The sequence below is a fragment of the Acinetobacter sp. LoGeW2-3 genome (assembly GCF_002688565.1).
Taxonomy (GTDB): Bacteria; Pseudomonadota; Gammaproteobacteria; order Pseudomonadales; family Moraxellaceae; genus Acinetobacter.
In genome coordinates this window covers 509,698-526,959 of sequence record NZ_CP024011.1, presented here as the reverse complement: position 1 = coordinate 526,959, position 17,262 = coordinate 509,698, and the positions used below count along the sequence as shown (strand labels likewise).

18 protein-coding genes are annotated in these 17,262 nt (G+C 45.5%); 11 read left to right on the top strand and 7 right to left on the bottom strand.

Features of this window, described 5'->3' with window-relative positions; genetic code table 11:
* The first annotated feature begins 55 nt into the window (after positions 1-55).
* The 11 genes from BS636_RS02555 (at position 56) to BS636_RS02505 (ending at position 10,003) form a co-directional block, all read left to right on the top strand.
* On the top strand, positions 56-631 hold the full coding sequence (locus BS636_RS02555; RefSeq protein ID WP_228206940.1) for a LolA family protein: 576 nt from the start codon (positions 56-58) through the stop codon (positions 629-631).
* Positions 606-2,930 (top strand): MMPL family transporter, encoded by a 2,325-nt coding sequence (locus BS636_RS02550; RefSeq protein WP_099337373.1) that lies wholly within the window; start codon positions 606-608, stop codon positions 2,928-2,930. Before BS636_RS02555 ends, BS636_RS02550 begins: the two co-directional genes overlap by 26 nt.
* 20 nt (positions 2,931-2,950) lie before the next feature.
* Positions 2,951-4,234: an NAD(P)/FAD-dependent oxidoreductase gene (locus BS636_RS02545; protein WP_099337372.1), complete on the top strand. Its 1,284-nt coding sequence runs from the start codon at positions 2,951-2,953 to the stop codon at positions 4,232-4,234.
* Between the two features lie 4 nt (positions 4,235-4,238).
* Complete coding sequence (locus BS636_RS02540; protein WP_099337371.1) at positions 4,239-4,802, top strand: DUF3261 domain-containing protein; 564 nt, start codon at positions 4,239-4,241, stop codon at positions 4,800-4,802.
* The gene (locus tag BS636_RS02535) at positions 4,792-5,991 is read left to right on the top strand and encodes a beta-ketoacyl-[acyl-carrier-protein] synthase family protein (RefSeq protein ID WP_228206922.1); all 1,200 of its coding nucleotides are present in this window, start codon (positions 4,792-4,794) and stop codon (positions 5,989-5,991) included. Before BS636_RS02540 ends, BS636_RS02535 begins: the two co-directional genes overlap by 11 nt.
* Positions 5,988-6,425: a 3-hydroxylacyl-ACP dehydratase gene (locus tag BS636_RS02530; RefSeq protein WP_099337370.1), complete on the top strand. Its 438-nt coding sequence runs from the start codon at positions 5,988-5,990 to the stop codon at positions 6,423-6,425. Before BS636_RS02535 ends, BS636_RS02530 begins: the two co-directional genes overlap by 4 nt.
* On the top strand, positions 6,422-7,147 hold the full coding sequence (locus BS636_RS02525) for a 3-ketoacyl-ACP reductase FabG2 (protein WP_099337369.1): 726 nt from the start codon (positions 6,422-6,424) through the stop codon (positions 7,145-7,147). Before BS636_RS02530 ends, BS636_RS02525 begins: the two co-directional genes overlap by 4 nt.
* Positions 7,147-8,367, top strand: a complete 1,221-nt coding sequence (locus BS636_RS02520) for a beta-ketoacyl-ACP synthase (protein WP_099337368.1) — start codon at positions 7,147-7,149, stop codon at positions 8,365-8,367. The genes BS636_RS02525 and BS636_RS02520 overlap by 1 nt, the downstream gene beginning before the upstream one ends.
* A gap of 30 nt (positions 8,368-8,397) precedes the next feature.
* Entirely contained in the window at positions 8,398-8,802 is a 405-nt protein-coding gene (locus tag BS636_RS02515; protein WP_099337367.1) for a hypothetical protein, read from the top strand.
* A gap of 19 nt (positions 8,803-8,821) precedes the next feature.
* Entirely contained in the window at positions 8,822-9,256 is a 435-nt protein-coding gene (locus BS636_RS02510) for an excinuclease (protein ID WP_099337366.1), read from the top strand.
* A gap of 96 nt (positions 9,257-9,352) precedes the next feature.
* Positions 9,353-10,003: a hypothetical protein gene (locus BS636_RS02505; RefSeq protein WP_099337365.1), complete on the top strand. Its 651-nt coding sequence runs from the start codon at positions 9,353-9,355 to the stop codon at positions 10,001-10,003.
* 48 nt (positions 10,004-10,051) lie between these two features.
* On the opposite strand, the gene secF is transcribed toward BS636_RS02505, so the two are convergent.
* The 7 genes from secF to BS636_RS02470 all read right to left on the bottom strand — a co-directional run bounded on the left by secF (position 10,052) and on the right by BS636_RS02470 (position 17,251).
* Positions 10,052-11,026, bottom strand: coding sequence for a protein translocase subunit SecF (secF, locus tag BS636_RS02500; protein WP_171266050.1), 975 nt, complete (start codon positions 11,024-11,026; stop codon positions 10,052-10,054).
* 8 nt (positions 11,027-11,034) lie between these two features.
* Complete coding sequence (secD, locus tag BS636_RS02495) at positions 11,035-12,933, bottom strand: protein translocase subunit SecD (RefSeq protein ID WP_099337363.1); 1,899 nt, start codon at positions 12,931-12,933, stop codon at positions 11,035-11,037.
* Between the two features lie 52 nt (positions 12,934-12,985).
* Positions 12,986-13,315 (bottom strand): preprotein translocase subunit YajC, encoded by a 330-nt coding sequence (yajC, locus tag BS636_RS02490; protein WP_004816064.1) that lies wholly within the window; start codon positions 13,313-13,315, stop codon positions 12,986-12,988.
* A gap of 102 nt (positions 13,316-13,417) precedes the next feature.
* On the bottom strand, positions 13,418-14,548 hold the full coding sequence (gene tgt / locus BS636_RS02485) for a tRNA guanosine(34) transglycosylase Tgt (protein WP_099337362.1): 1,131 nt from the start codon (positions 14,546-14,548) through the stop codon (positions 13,418-13,420).
* Positions 14,549-14,707: 159 nt separating this feature from the next.
* Positions 14,708-15,523 (bottom strand): DUF4303 domain-containing protein, encoded by an 816-nt coding sequence (locus BS636_RS02480; protein ID WP_099337361.1) that lies wholly within the window; start codon positions 15,521-15,523, stop codon positions 14,708-14,710.
* 108 nt (positions 15,524-15,631) lie between these two features.
* Positions 15,632-16,198, bottom strand: a complete 567-nt coding sequence (locus BS636_RS02475) for a LemA family protein (RefSeq protein WP_099337360.1) — start codon at positions 16,196-16,198, stop codon at positions 15,632-15,634.
* 24 nt (positions 16,199-16,222) lie between these two features.
* A complete protein-coding gene (locus tag BS636_RS02470) occupies positions 16,223-17,251 on the bottom strand; it encodes a hypothetical protein (RefSeq protein ID WP_099337359.1) in 1,029 nt (342 codons plus the stop codon).
* Between the last annotated feature and the right edge of the window lie 11 nt (positions 17,252-17,262).

Genomic DNA, 17,262 nt, shown 5'->3' with positions numbered 1-17,262 from the left:
AAAAATGAAATACGCAGCAGCATGTACCTGTGCAGCTGCCAGCTTAACTCTTAGTATGCCAGTAGCACATGCGCAAAATACTCAGTTACAGCAGGTATTTACGCAGTTGTCAGCAACACCTGTGGTACGGGCCAATTTTGAACAGCACAAGAAACTGGCTTCATTGAACAAGACCTATGTATCTAAAGGCACAGTGCTGTTCCATAAAAATCAGGGCGTATTGTGGCAGATTCAAAGTCCGGTGAGAGCCGATCTGATCGTGACTCAGAAAAAACTGGTGCAAAAAACCCAGCGCACTTCTAGTCAGATTGAAGTCGATAAAACCCCGTATGGTTCTGTGGCTACCATGTTCTTACAGTTGATGTCCGGTAATGAAGCGGCCTTGGCCAAAAACTTTACTGTGGTCTCTGCGCGTTATACCCCAGCCGAATGGAATGTAACGTTAAAACCGAAAAGCAGCTTATTTAAAAAGTTATTTGTTCAGGTAGATGCGCAAGGTCAGCGTTATGTGAATCAGATTGTGATTCATGAGCAGGCAAGGAATAGCACTACCATTCATTTTAGCCAGCAAACGGCTCAGCCACAAAGCTTAACGGCAGCAGAAAATGCGCTTTTCCAGCTGGCAAAATAAATTTACAGCATTATGGCTGGTGATCCTGAGTGTCATCGCGGTTGCGCTCGGGACAGCCTGGTTGCGTCAGGATATTCGTATCCAGACCAATATTTTTGCCTTGCTTCCAGAAGCGCATCAGGATGCCAATCTGGAACGAGCGCAGCAGTATGTCAGTGAACAACTGAATGACAAGGTCTTTGTGGTACTCGATGCCCAGGATGAGACCAGTCTGAATCAGGCCACAGATTTGTTGCGTAAACAAGTTGATCAGAGCCAGTTGTTCCAGCCGGTTCAGGCACAGATGGATCAGCAAAAGTTTGCTCAGATTTTGTATCAACATCGGGCTGGCTTGCTTTCTGCGCAGGATCGCGAGTTATTGCAACAGCAGGACTATCAGTCACTAACTGAGCAGAGCATGCTGCAGCTGATGAGTCCGGGCATGCCGCTTACTGCAGAGCTATTGCAGCAGGATCCACTATTACTGTTTCCACGTTATGCCATGGGGCTAAGTGGGCTACAGGGCAATAGTGATATTCAGCTGGAGCAGGGCTTTGCCACCATACATGATGATCAAGGCTTATCGCGTCTGATCGTCCTGCAGTTGAATAACAATCCTTATAATATTGATTATCAGGAACAGACTTCAGTCTTTATTCAGCAAGCTAATGAGCAGTTAAAGCTATTAAAAATTCAGCCACATTGGACCGGTACTTTACTGTTTGCCCAGTTCGGAACGACTTCAGCTAAAGAAGAAATCTCCACCATTGGTGTGGGATCAACACTCGGGATTCTATTGCTGGTCTGGTTCGGCTTCCGCTCCATTCGTCCGATGCTGACTGAAATGATCGCAGTCGGAACCGGTTGTCTGGTGGCTTTTGCTGCGACCTATGCCTTATTCGGTGAAATTCACCTGATGACGCTGGTCTTTGGTGCCAGTTTGATCGGGGTTTGTGTTGACTTTTCTTTTTATTTTATGGCAATGCAATCACAGCACCGTCATATCGATGGTTTTGTAGTTTTAAAACCTTTATTGCCCAGCCTTTTTGTCGGTCTAATGACAACGCTTTTGGCCTATGTGGTGCTGAGCTTTACCCCATTTCCAGGCTTTAAACAGATTGCTGTCTTTTCCATGGTCGGCTTAGCCGGCGCATGGGTGACCAGTATCTTGTTGCTGCCACGTTTACCTGCGTTAAATGCAGAACCTGCGATTCGAACCTTGGCTTTTATTGGCAAAGCCCGAAACTGGATTCAGGCTCGTAAATCCTTACGTTATGGCCTGATTGCCATCATTCTAGTTGTGACTGGTAGCAGCCTGTTCTTCCTGAAAAGTAATGATGATATCCGTAACCTGCAAAGTATGGATCAGCAGCTGAAACAGGAAGATCAGTATGTACGTGAACGCTTTATGCAGCAGCAGGGCAGTGAATATTTTCTGGTACGCGGCAATACGCCTGCGGAACTGGAACAGCGAGAAGCAGCACTTCTTTCCAAGTTAAGCAGTTTACAAGAACAAGGCAAGCTTGAATCTGTACAGGCTTTGGGACAATGGCTAGTGCCAACTTCAGTTCAGCAGCAAAATATCCAACTGCTACAACAGATTCCGCAGCAGGATTTGATGAGCTATGCAGAAGCCATGCAACTGAATGTTCAAGATGTGTTGAGCTGGCAACAACAGTTAGCAAATCAGCCGTTATTGACAGCAGCCGAATTTAAAGAGCATCCATTGGCCTTTTTGCAGATGAGCCCAACTGAACGACTGGTCATGCTGCAAAATGTGCAGGATATACAGGCACTGAAACAGCTAACCTCAGCAAACGTGCAGTTACTTCGTCCGGTTAGTCAGTTATCAACCTTATTTAAACAGCATCGTGAACATGCCCAGAAACTGCTGGTCATCGCTTTGATCATTTTGGCGATTGGCTTAGGTGCACTGTATGGCAAAAAATCTATTTTGCCGTTGATTCTGCCCGTTAGTATGGCATTGATGACCACCTTTGCCATTCAGGCTTGGCTCGGGGTCGAGATTAACCTGTTCAGTATTATGGGCACGTTCCTGATTATCGGAATTGGGGTGGATTACGCGATTTTCTACCGGCATGGACATGACCATCCTCAAGTTGTGGGGATGGCATTGTTCCTATGTATGATGTCGACCTTCTTTGGTTTTGGATTACTGTCCTTCAGTCAGACCTATGCCATCCATTGCTTTGGACTGACCGTATTATTGGGCGTTATTTTCGCATTTATTTATGCAACGTTATTTACTTCATCAGATGAAAAGCACGTTGTAATTGAGCAATATCAGCCAAAGCGCTGAAGAATAAAGGTGAAAGTGCAATGAGCACCATGCAGCAGACAGATGTATTGATTATTGGGGCAGGTCCTTCAGGCAGTTCGGCAGCAGCTCTACTGCGACAGAAGGGTTATCAGGTGACAGTGATTGAAAGGCAGTATTTTCCACGCTTTTCCATTGGTGAATCGCTGTTGCCTCAATCAATGGTCTTTCTGGAAGAAGCCGGTCTGCTAGATACTGTTCGTGCACATGTCGATGAATATGCCTTCCAGTTTAAAAATGGTGCGGCATTCCTGCGTGGACCACAGCGCAGTTTTTATGATTTTACCGAAAAATTTAGTGAAGGACCGGGAACAACCTGGCAAGTGCGTCGTGCCCAGTTTGATCATCTGTTAGCACAAGAAGCTCAGAACAAAGGCGCTGAAATCCGTTTTGGTCATGAAGTGATAGTGGTAGATGTGAAACCTGAGCACCCAATCCTAACTGTAAAAGATGAACAAGGTGAAAGTTATCAGATTCAGGGTAAGTTCCTGCTGGATGCCAGTGGATTTGGTCGAATTTTGCCGAAATTCCTGGACTTAGAAAGTCCATCAGATTTTCCGGTTCGCCGCGCTGTATTTACTCATATTGAAGATGGAATTCTGGATGATCCAGACTTTGACCGTGAAAAAATCCTGATCACGGTACACGACAAAGATCATCGTGCCTGGTACTGGCTGATTCCATTTGCGGATGGCCGTTCCTCTTTTGGTATTGTGGCTGAGCAGGACTTTTTTAAAAAATACGGTTTTGAAGATTCTGCTGAGCAAGACTTGGAAAGTCTGTTTAAACGTATTCTTGCAGATGATGAAAGCCTGTCTCATGTATTGCACAAGGCCAAGTTCGATACACAGGTACGTACACTGGTAGGTTATTCTGCAAATGTGAAACATCTGGCTGAACGTAACTATGCTTTGCTGGGAAATGCCGGTGAATTCCTGGATCCAGTATTCTCTTCGGGTGTGACGATTGCCTTGAAATCTTCCAGTCTAGCGATTCCACTGGTGGATAAAGTGTTGCAAGGTCAAAATGTTGACTGGATGCAAGAATACGAGAAGCCATTGCGTCAAGGCATCAAGGTTTTCCGTGCTTATGTGGAATCCTGGTATTCCGGTGAATTTCAGGACGTTGTATTCTCAACCCGTCAGGAAGAAAAAATTCGCCGTATGATTTCATCCTTATTGGCCGGATATGCTTGGGATACTACTAATCCGATTCATAAAAATGCAAAACAGCGCTTAAATACCTTGGCAGAATACTGCCGTGAAGCACAACCACAGGAAAGTTAATTTGATGACAGCAAGAGTGCCTTTAAAGCTCATCTCTTTGGCCTTGGCTAGCGTACTGCTCTGCAGTGGCTGCCAAAGCCTGATTCCGCAAGCCCAAGGCTTGGTGACGTCGACTTGGTCAGCGCAAAGTTATCAGCGTCAGGACCAGATTGAAGTTCAATGGAAGGAACATAGCTTTAGCTTCTTGCTGTATCAGGAACAACAAGGCAGTAACTTGGATATGGTGGCGTTGAGCTTGACCGGACAGCAGCTGTTTAAGCTCAGCTTTAATGGCAATAAAGTCCAGGTCGAGCAGCGCATTGATGCCATGAAGCTGCTGCCTTTTGATTATGTGGTGCGTGACATCTTGTATGCGACCTATCCAGATTTTGCCAAAATGCAATCTGCACAGGTCAGCTTACAGCAACAAGATGATATGCAGATGGTGCTTATTCAGAACCAGCCTGTGCTAAAAATTAAAACTCTAGATGACAGTATTGAGTTGAACAATATTCAGGTGCCATATCAGATGGTGATCAGTCCTGTGAGCAATACACTAGAAAATGATGAGGGAATGCATGGTTCATAATCCCAACACTGTTCATCCTGCTGTCGGGATTCAGTTGAGTGTAGGCCTATCAGCATTGGGGGCAACTGCTGATCAGCTGCGATATAATCTCACTCATCCTATAAATACCTTGACTGAAAGTGCTGATTTTTTACCAGAACAGAAAGTATGGGTTGGTGCTTATCATGGTGAACTGATCACTGAAGTGCCTGATGTACTCAAATATGTTGATTCACGTAACCTGCGTTTTGCTTTAACTGCACTAAAAGAAATTGAAGCTGATGTGCAGACTTATGTGGCTCAGTTTCCAAAGCATCGTCTGGCTGTGATTTTAGGTACTTCGACATCTGGGGTGAGTGACAATGAAGCTGCGATGAAGGTTTATTTCACACAGCAATCTGAAGACTTGGTGGATCATCGTAAACAGGAAATGGGTTGCTTAGCCAAAGCCATGCAACAGTATTTAGGTTGGCACGGACCTGCTTATACCATTTCTACTGCCTGTTCTTCAGCTGCCAAGGCATTGGCCGCAGGTCAGCGCTTGTTAAATGCCGGTCTTGCTGATGCAGTTTTGGTCGGTGGAGTGGATACCTTATGCCGACTGACTTTAAATGGTTTTAATAGCCTGGAAAGCCTCTCTGCAGGGATCTGTCAGCCATGTGGTGCACAGCGTGATGGCATCAATATCGGTGAGGCCGCAGGTTTATTCTTAATTTCCAAAGAAACTGCACCAGTCATGTTACTCGGTAGTGGCGAGTCTATGGATGCCTGGCATATTTCTGCACCGCATCCTGAAGGACAGGGTGCAGCTCAGGCCATGCAAAAAGCCTTGGAGATGGCCGGGATTCAGACCAGTGATATTGGCTACCTGAATATGCACGGCACTTCGACACCGCAAAATGATGCGATGGAAATCAAGGCAGTTCGCACGGTATTCCAAGAACATGATGTTCCTTTAAGTAGTACCAAACATAAAACCGGCCATTGTCTTGGCGCTGCCGGGGCGATTGAAGCCTATATCTGTCAGCAGGTGTTATTGGATCAAAGCTGGTTACCACTGCATCAGGACGGTGTGCTTGATCCAGAGTTAGATGACCAAAACTATGTATTGAACCCGGAATTAAATCAGCCAATTCGTTATGTGATGAGTAACTCTTTTGCTTTTGGCGGCAGCAATATCAGTCTTATTTTAGGAACCACATGTCCATGATGGATGCCGTACAGTTTATTCCACATGAAAAGCCAATGGTCTTTGTGGATCATTTAATTGAAGCCAATGATGAGTTTGCCATTGCCGAACTAACTATTCGGCCTGAACTGATGTTCTGTGAAGCTGAAGGTTTACCGACCTGGACCAGTATTGAGCTGATGGCACAGACAGTCAGCGTTTATGCAGGGCATAAAGGGCATTCCAAAGGTCAGCAACCGCGTATTGGTTTTTTGTTGGGAACACGCAAAATGCAATTGCTGGTGCCTTATTTTGAATTAGGCAGTGTGGTTCGTATTCGGGTAGAGCAGAGTTATCTACACGAAGGTCTAGGCCAATTTAATTGCGAAATACAGTATAAAGAACATAATTTTACTGCAATGCTAAGTGTTTATGAGCCTGCAGATAATGATGACATGATTGGGAAATTAAAGTGAGCAGAAGAATTTTAGTCACAGGTTCTAGCCGGGGGATTGGTAAGGCGATTGCACTGGAACTGGCCAAGGCTGGTTTTGATGTCACGGTACATGCACGTTCCAGACAGCAGGAAGCAGAGCAGGTCGCACAGGAAATTCAGGCTTTGGGTCAAGCCAGTCATGTACTCATGTTCGATGTCAATGATCGTGCCCAGATCGCAGCAATCTTGGAGCAGGATGTGGCAGAGCATGGTGCTTTCTATGGTGTGGTGCTAAATGCCGGCCTGACACGTGATGGTGCTTTCCCGGCATTGACTGATGAAGACTGGGATGATGTGGTCTCCACTTCTCTGAACGGTTTTTACAATGTGCTCAAACCACTAATGATGCCAATGATCCGCCTGAAACAAGGGGGCCGTATCGTCACTTTATCTTCTGTATCTGGCGTGATGGGTAATCGTGGGCAGGTGAACTATAGTGCCGCTAAAGCTGGTCTGATTGGGGCAACCAAAGCTTTAGCTTTGGAGCTGGCGAAACGAAAAATCACCGTGAACTGTGTCGCGCCCGGTTTGATTGAAACTGAAATGGTTACCGAAGAAGTGAAGGAACATGCGCTGAAAATGATTCCAATGCAGCGTATGGGGCAGGTTGAAGAAGTGGCTAAAGTGGTAAAATTTCTGTGTAGTGATGATGCGAGTTATATCACCCGTCAGGTCATCTCGGTGAATGGAGGATTGATCTGATGAAACGTGTTGTTATTACAGGAATGTCAGGGATCACCTCATTGGGTGAAACTGCAGATCAGATCTTTGCGCAATTTGCTGAAGGGCAGAGCGGAATTCGCTATATGCCCGAATGGGAAATCTATACTGATTTACGCAGCAAACTGGGTGGCCCGGTTGAATCTTTTACGGTACCGAAGCATTTTAACCGTAAGGTCACCCGCGGCATGGGCCGTGTTGCACTGATGTCTGTAGTCTGTGCGGAAAAAGCGCTTGAAGACGCAGGATTACTGGGTGATGAAATCCTGACCAGTGGCGACACTGGTGTGGCTTTTGGTTCCTCTGCAGGAAGCGTGGATGCTATCCGTGAGTTCGGTGCCATGCTGCTTGAAAACAACATGAATCAACTCAATGCCACAACTTATATCCGCATGATGTCACATACCAGTGCCGTGAATATGACAGTTTATTTTGGTTTGAAAGGCCTGACGTTACCCACTTCTAGTGCTTGTACATCTGGCTCAATGGCAATTGGTCAGGCTTATGAAGCAATCAAGTATGGTAAGCAGATAGTCATGCTGGCTGGTGGAGCAGAAGAGCTGAGTGCTGCAGGTTCAGCAGTGTTTGATGTGCTACTTGCGACCAGCAGCAAGAATGATCATCCTGAACAAACCCCGCGTCCTTTTGATCAGAACCGTGATGGGCTGGTAGTTGGTGAAGGTGCTGGCTGTCTGATTCTGGAAGAATATGAACATGCCAAAGCTCGTGGTGCCAAAATCTATGCTGAAATTATTGGCTATGGCAGCAATACCGATGGTCAGCATGTGACCCGTCCAGATTCGGAAATGATGGGGCGTTGCATGCAGCTGGCCCTTAAAGATGCGCAGGTCGATGCGACCCAGATTGACTATGTCAATGCACATGGTACATCTACCGATCAGGGGGATGTAGCGGAAACTCAAGCGACCTTACGCATTTTAGGTAAAAAGCCAATTAGCTCATTAAAAAGCTATTTTGGTCATACCTTGGGGGCTTGTGGTGCTATTGAAGCTTGGCTGAGCATTGAAATGATGCAGCGTCAGCAATTTGTACCGACCTTAAATCTGGATCATATTGACCCGACGTGTGCAGAATTGGATTATATCCGGGGTGAGATGCGTAACATGTCTGCCGATATGATTATGAGTAATAATTTTGCTTTTGGCGGTATCAACACATCACTGATCTTTAAAAAAATCTAATTATAAATAAGCATAATTTCAGAGGGTAATATGAAACTGAAAAACTGGCTGCTGATTCTGTCGGCAGCAGGGGTAATAGGGCTCACAGCTTGCAGTACGGTTAAAATTTCTGACTATCCACAACGTCAGTTTAGTGTTCCTGCACAGGTCTCTGCAGCTGATGTACAAAAGCAGATTAAGCAGGCGATTGCTCAGCAAGCACGTGCCGGCTGGGTCGTGGAACAGACAGACAGCAATCGCGTTGTGGCAGGGATTAATCGCCGTAGCCACTATTTACAGGTCACTTATCTGGTGAGCGGTCAGCAAGTCTCTTCACAAATTACGGGCAGCCGTAATCTGGAACAAAAAGGCAATAAGATCCATAAGAACGCAATGGCTTGGAAAATGCGTCTGGACAATGCCGTATTCTCACAATTAACAACATTTTTAAACTAATCTTTTAGAGGGTAATAACATGAAAATTAAACAATTTGCTTTAGTAGCTGTATTGGGTTTTGGTGGGGTGCTATCTGCACAGGCTGCAGATAATATGCATGATTTTGATTTCCAGGAAGCGGTGAAGCGTGCTGTTGATGATGGCGTGCTGGATGGTTCAGTGAAGTTTTATCTGGCAGGCACCAAGTCAGGTGGTCGTGTTATCGAACGTGGTTTGATCACTAATAAAAAAACCAACGGTTTTGCCAAGTCAGCTGAATCTTCTTGTGACCATGTATTGCGTTCTGCACTGATTCAGTTTGAACGTACTGCAAAAGCGCGTGGTGCGAATGCGGTAACTAATCTGGTGAGCTATTATAAAGCCAATGAAACCAAGAGCACTAAGACTTATCAATGTGCGAAAGGTACTGCAGTGGCAGGTGTAGCGCTGAAAGGTGACCTGGTAAAACTTTAATTTGATTTTTCAAATCAAAGCTCACCATTTATTGGTGGGCTTTTTTATTGTAAGGTGCTGAATAGCACTTAATAAAAATGAATTCGTCCAATTACTATGAGTACGACAGAACTATTTGAACGTAGAAGAGAAAATCTGAGCAAGATCATTGATCAATGGATTGCTAGTCAGCGATTTAAAACTGGCAAAGAGATCTGCGAATATTATGGTCTGTCCGCGGCTCATGTGGCCCAGTTACTGAATAGCAAGCGACAGATTGGAGAAAAGGCTGCACGGGAGTTAGAACAACAACTTGGTCTGGAGGCTTTAATTTTGGATCAGCCAGAACTGCAGATACAACAAGTACAAAATATTCCGGTGCCCAATTTATATGGCATGCGAGTGGTGGAGCAGGAGCTATTCCGTTTAAAGCCTATTGACGCAGCGCATTATCAAATAGAGCCAACGATTCAGTTGCAGCCAAATCACTATGCAATACAAGTCAGCAGCGAAGTCTATGCCCCGATACTAAAATCGGGTTGGTGGCTGTTATGTGATCGTCAAAGACAAGCTCAGCCAGCCGATCTGCTTTGCGTACAGCTCATCAATGAATTATGTTTAATTCTGGAACTACAAGCTGAAACTGAACAGGAATTACATTGCCAAAGTCTGGAGGGCAAACGTCAGGTCAGTTTCCGGAAACAGGACATTCAGCAGGCCGGTGTAGTGATCGCGATCTTGTATCCTGAACAGATTCAACTAACATAAAAAAGCCCATCAGAAGATGGGCTTTCATGTTTTTAAAGTAGGCCGAAATTATGGAATTTCGTTCTCTTCATCAAATTCAGGTTTCACTTGAACAATGAAGTCCTGACGGTTGAGGCCACGCCATAGGGCAAAGGCTGTACCGATATAGATCGACGAATAGGTACCCACAAAGACACCAACACACATTGCGATCGAGAACCATTTCAGGCCAGCACCACCCATCACCATCATCGCTACTACAACCAGTAATAATGTTGCTGAGGTATGAATGGTACGACGTAAGGTTTCGGTCAAAGCAATATTGACGATTTCCAGTGGTTCAGCACCACGGATCTTACGGAAATTTTCACGAATACGGTCAGATACTACGATGTTGTCGTTCAGCGAGAAGCCGATAATTGCCAGCAACGCTGCTAATACAGTCAGGTCGAATGGCCATTGTGTCATGGCAAAGACACCGAGAGTCACGACGATATCGTGAAACAAGGACAGCACTGCACCCATTGCCAGCTTGAACTCAAAGCGGATAGTGACATAGACCAGCATTAGTAGCAGAGCAAGGGCAACTGCACCTGCAGAACGCACGTACAGCTCGTTACCTACCTGACCACCAACGACATCCACCTTTGGCACTTCAGCGGCATTACCTGGCAGCTGAACTGCAGTAGTAATGGCTTTGGTCAAGTCTTCCGCTTCGATATCTTTCTGCACGGGCATACGTACCATCAGGTCACGTTCAGAACCTAAAGTCTGTACCACGGCATCATTAAAACCAGCTTTACTCAATGCTTGAGTAACTGATTCTGGCTTCACAGGATTGGTATAGTTCAGCTCTGCTGCCACACCACCGGTAAAGTCCAGACCCAGGTTTAAGCCTTTAGTGGCAATAAAGAAGATACTGGCAACCGTCAAGAAAATTGAAAGCAATGCCGCAGGCAAAGCAATTTTCATAAACGGGATGACACGTTCGTGATCCGGACGGCCGTATTGTTTTGAATTTAGTTGAGTATTCTCAGTCATCAGTGATCTCCTTAAATGCTCAACTTTTTCAAGTTACGTTTTTTGCCATAGATGATCTGTACAATCGCACGGGTTACTGTAATTGCAGTAAACATCGAGCAGACAATACCAATCATCAGGGTCACGGCGAAGCCTTTGATCGGGCCGGTACCAATTGCAAACAGAATAAACGCGACCAGGAAGGTAGTTAAGTTCGAGTCGAAAATGGTGTTATAGGCTCGGTCATAACCGGCGACAATCGACTGTTTCGGCGAGGCGCCCCACTTCATTTCTTCGCGTATTCGTTCACAGATCAGGACGTTGGCATCGACGGCCATACCAATCGTGATGACGATACCCGCAATACCCGGCAGGGTAAGGGAAGCACCAATCCACGACATCACAGTCAGGATCATCGCCAGGTTGAATACCAGCGCGAAGTTGGCAATCACACCGAACAGACGGAAGAATACCACCATCCAGATCGCCACCAGAATGAAACCGATTTGAGTAGAAAGCACACCTTTGTCGATGTTTTCCTGACCCAGACTTGGACCAATCACTCGTTCTTCAACGAAGTACATTGGCGCAGCCAGTGCACCGGCACGTAACATCAAGGCAAGTTCAGACGCTTCTTGTGGAGAATCTAAACCGGTAATACGGAACTGAGAACCTAGTACGGCTTGAATGGTTGCTGCGTTAATTACGACAGATTCAGTATATGGGGTACGAACTTCAGTTTGTGCACCCGTTGCAGGATCTTCGACATAGCTGATCTTTTGCTTGTTCTCGATGAACAGAACCGCCATACGTTTGCCAACAGCATTACGTGTTGCATCTGCCATCAACTTACCGCCAGCGCTGTCCAAAGTAATATTTACTTCAGCACCGCCAGTGTCCTGGCTAAAGCCAGAAGAGGCATTCTGAACACGTTCACCAGTCAGAATACGGGTACGGTTCAGCAATAATTGACGACCGCTATCCAGCGACTCATAAGCAAATGCTTCAGTACCTGGTGGTAATGTGCCTTTTGCTTGACCAGTATACGGATCAATATATTGATCATTCAGATCAGACACCAGACGGAACTCGAGGTTCGCAGTACGACCCAGGACACGTTTTGCTTCAGCAGTGTCTTGGACACCTGGAAGTTCAACCACAATACGGTTGCTGCCCTGAGTCTGTACCAGTGCTTCAGCGACACCCAGTTCGTTAATACGGTTACGAAGCGTGGTTAAGTTCTGGTTGACTGCATAGCTTTCAATTTCCTGCTTACGCACATCGGTATAGGTCAGGCGTAGGGTAGAACCGGCATCTGTCGCTACAGCTTGTTGCGTGAATTCATTGCCGTTACGGCGCAGGAAGTCCATCACTGCAGAACGGTCATCATTGCCTGCAAACTGCATGGTAATGGTGTTATTGCTGAGAGTCAGGCTGTTGAATTTCAGGTTGTTATCACGCAATTGACGACGCAGGTCAGTTGCAGATGTTTCCATACGCTGCGCAATCGCCTTGTCCATATCCACTTCTAATAAGAAGTGAACACCACCACGTAAGTCCAGACCCAGTTTCATTGGCTTGGCGCCAATTTTTTGAAGCCATTCTGGAGTTGTTGGTGCAAGGTTAAGTGCTACAACGTAATCATCGCCCAAGCCGCGACGCAATGCTTCTTTGGCCTTGAGCTGTGCTTCGCTAGAACCAACACGGAGTAAGGCCGCATTGTTGCTGAAGCTGTTGTCATGAGTTGCAATATTTTCAGTTTTTAATAATTGCTCTGCTCTTTGTACGATGCCTGCATCGATCTGAGTGCCGGCTTTGGCACCCGAAATCTGTACGGCAGGTTCATCTGGATACAAACTAGGCAGGGCATATAATGTGCTGACCACTAGAACAACCAGGATCAGCACATATTTCCATGCTGGGTAACGCATTTGTTTTCTTCTTAAAATGAAAAAGTCGTGCAGGGAGCACGACTTCTTTTGATTAAATGTTATTCAAAGTGCCTTCAGGAAGTACTGAGACCACGCTTGCACGCTGAACTTTTACTTCTACGCCACGGTTCAGTTCAACCACAGCAAAGTCACCTTCAATTTTTGTGATTCTGCCCATTAAACCGCCTGCAAATACCACTTCACTGCCAACACCCAGGCTTTCAATCAGTGCACGATGCTCTTTGGCACGTTTAGATTGTGGACGCCAGATCAGGAAATAGAAGATTGCAACGAATACTGCAATCATCAAAAGGTTGGCCATCAGGCTTGGTTGTTGTGCAGCTTCACCTGCAGCGTGAGCAGTCGAAATAAATAGGCTCATTTACATTTTCCTAAACTAAAAACGGTTAATTAACTGAATGATAATAAATTGACTTGTTCTGCAATTTACCTTGTCTTTTTCTTTAGCGCAAATGCTGAAAGATTAATCTTCAGGACAAGGAGGCACTTGCATGCCACGACGGGCATAAAAGTCCTCAACAAATTGCTCGAATGTACCTTGATCCAGTGCTTCGCGCATCGCTTCAGTCAGGCGCAGGTAATAGCGCAAGTTATGAATCGTACCCAGCATAGAACCTAGCATTTCACCGCATTTCTCCAGGTGGAACAGGTAGGCACGGGTAAAGTTTTGGCAAGTGTAGCAGTCGCAAGTTGGATCAAGTGGGCTTTGGTCATGACGGTATTTGGCATTACGGATACGCACCAAACCACCAGTCACAAAATAATGACCGTTACGTGCATTTCGGGTTGGCATCACGCAGTCGAACATATCGACACCGCGGCGAACTGCTTCTACGATATCTTCAGGCTTGCCGACACCCATCAGGTAACGAGGCTTGTCTTCCGGCATTTTATTTGGAAGATAATCCAGCACCTTGATCATTTCTTCTTTTGGTTCACCTACTGACAGACCGCCAATCGCATAACCATCAAAGTCAATTTCAAGCAGACCTTTTAAGGATTCATCACGTAAATCTTCATACATACCGCCTTGGATAATCCCAAACAGGGCATTACGATTTTTCAGTACGTCATGGTGCTGAGTCTTACAGCGTTTTGCCCAGCGTAAAGACAATTGTAGTGATTTTTGTGCTTCTTCATGCGTTGCCGGATAAGGCGTACATTCGTCAAAAATCATCACGATATCAGAGTTCAGCGTATGCTGAATGTCCATCGAGATTTCAGGAGACAGGAATACTTTAGAACCATCAATTGGCGAGCGGAAGGTTACACCCTCTTCCTTGATTTTGCGCATCGCACCGAGGCTGAATACCTGGAAGCCGCCAGAATCGGTCAGGATCGGGTTGTTCCACTTCATGAACTGATGCAGACCACCATGTTCGCGGATCACATCCAGGCCTGGACGTAAGTATAAGTGGAAGGTATTGCCCAAAATCACCTGAGACTTAATTTCTTTGATGTCACGAGGCAATACGCCTTTCACCGTGCCATAAGTCCCCACCGGCATGAACATAGGCGTTTCAACCACGCCATGCTCAAGCGTTAAACGGCCACGACGGGCACGGCCCGACTGCGCTAGTTTTTCAAACTTCATAGGAGTTCCAAATCAAGGCGAAAAAACAGTTCGCTGATTGTTAATGCTAAAACCGGCTATTTTCCTTGATTCTGAACATAAACGCCAGCATTCGGGTCTAACGGGGCTGTTTTATTTATGTTGCCTGTATGAATGAAAAATGAAGAAGCAGCTTGCGATTTAACGCTCAAACTGACTGATCCGCTCCTGAATTTCAGCTTGAGTCATGGCACAACTACCGTCAATTTCAGTGGCCATCGCTGCGATATGCTGGATCAGTTTCTGGATATACAGATTGGCATCGACAAAGTGCGGTTCCAGGGTTAGCAAATAGGCCTGATGAGCCACGTTTAGGTAATCATAAGCTTCTAATCTGACTAACTGCGCCAAATCAATCAGCAGATCTTTGTCGCTCTGCGAGAGCTTGAACTGCCTCGGCGCTGTCGCATGATTTTTGGATTGTTTACTAGACAGGAACTGTTGCCGCAAAGCACTATCCGGATTCAGGTAGGTCGCGGATTGCAGTTCCATCTGCGGCTGGGGTGGCATATGGATGAAGAACAGAATTTGGCTTAAGTCCAGACCATAATCCTGTTCTAAAGCATCTCGTGCCTGCTTAAACAATTTTAGTAACACATCTAGCGTGTTGGCCTGATCAGTCTTACCATGCTCTAGCAAAGGATTGCCAAAGCTATGCTGGTTCTTGAAATAGGTGTCGAGCAGGGCACGGAACTGGGTCATGCCGCTATTGGAACTATAGGTCGTGCGATAACGCCATTTCGCTGCATTCCAACGATCGCTTTCCGATAGATACTGGGCACGATCTTCCTGATCGTTAAAAATACTGCGTTCGGTCGAAATGGCAAGATCGTCGAGCCGCAGAAACTCGTCAAAGACCAGACTACAGGCATAGATTCCGTCATCGTTGTATTGATCATAGAGTTGATAAAACTCCTTGATCAGGATTTCCTTTAAGGTATCGAGATGATCCAGCATAATTTTAATTCTTTTATTTTTATTCTGAAGCAAACTGCCTTATCTAGAATTCATTCATCACTAAGGCAGCTAGGTATTGCTTATCATCGCATAAAAATTCGTCGGGATTTAAAAATTCGGACGATAGTCAAAGCTTTGTGTCACCGCCTGATCGCGGAAAGGACGTACAGCTTTCTTTTGTAGCAACATGTTGTTAATGATATTGTGTGGAAAAACCTGAATCTGGTTATTAAACAGTTCGACATTGCGGTTATAGATGCTAATTGCCGCACCGACATTTTCATTCTGTTCTTCAATTTCATTCATCATTTTTAGATAAATTTCATTGGCTTTCAGTTCTGGGTAATTCTCAATCACCACATTCAGGTTATGCATCAACTCGCGGTTCAGGCTTTCGATACGCTGTAACTGCCCGATATCTGCATCTTTGATATTCAGGTTCATGATGTTCTGACGCAGTTCGGTGACTTTTTCTAGCGTGCCTTTTTCAAAACTGGAATATTGCTCGACCAAGGGTTGCAGACCATCGAGGATTTTCAGTTTTTGCCGTTCATAGCTGGCAACATCCGACCATGCACGAATGGTAGCATTATGATGACGTACGATACTGTTGCGGATCATGATGATGGCAACAATCAGCAGAATCGGGATAATGACAAAAACAACAAATCCCATAAAAGCAGTCCCCAAAGAGAATAATTATTTTAAAAACTGAATCAGGTCAGTTTGTAGCTTTTCCAATTCTACTAATTTAAACGTTCTCAGATGTCCACGCAATGCGGGAATATCGTTGATGTTCTTGTTTTGACTAGAAACTTTGAATAGATCATGTGGCCCCAAGTAGCACAGCATATGTTTCTCAGGATGAAACAGTAAATCGCCCTGACGCTGTTCAAAGAAATTGGCCAGACGCATAACAAATCCCGGTGTCAGTAGTTTCGCCATTTGCATCGGATCACTGCCATAAAAGCCTAAGCGCTGGTTGGTACGAATGTCACTGCTGTGCCAAGGATGGGGATAAGGATAATAAAATTTGCGCTTTGAAGTACTGATAGCAAGGCCTTGAATTTGAATATCAAAGACAAATACACCCCACAGATCTTTATGTACTTCCGTGACCTTTACTGGCTTGCCATTTTTATCCCGAATCTGAACCTCATTCACATAATGATATTGAAAGACCATGACCTGATGCTGCTGGCCATTTTCATCTTCCCAGACGGTACTGGCATAGCGGCTAATTTCATTAATCAAAGAGCCACGGTTAAACAAAGGAAAAAGACGTTTCAGGTTGCCGATGAACTGGATGGGATTCAGTGGCATGGAAATATGCTGAGGTTGCTTTTGGAAAGCTAACTGATATTTCTTGCTGAGCGCGATTTCTTCCAGATAGGCGATGACATCATCAATGGGTTTGCGGTGTTCAAAGCTGATATAGGCCCAAAAGATCAGTAGGCAGCCGAGGAAGACACTGCCTTGCATCCAGATATTGCCCGGAGCAATAAAGATTACCAATACCAGCATCGCGCCGAAAAGGGCGAGGGCAAGTGGCAGGTTATTTTCAAATTTAAGGGTAATTGGACCGTTCCAAGGATGCAGGCCATCCAGCAAATCTTGATGACTTTCTGCCTGACGGCCCAAATCCCAAAGCCGAGCGATGTTGCGAAACACCACATCATTTTTCTTACGACGAATATGAATAGAATGTTGCACCGCATCGATCGGCATAGGCGTGTCCT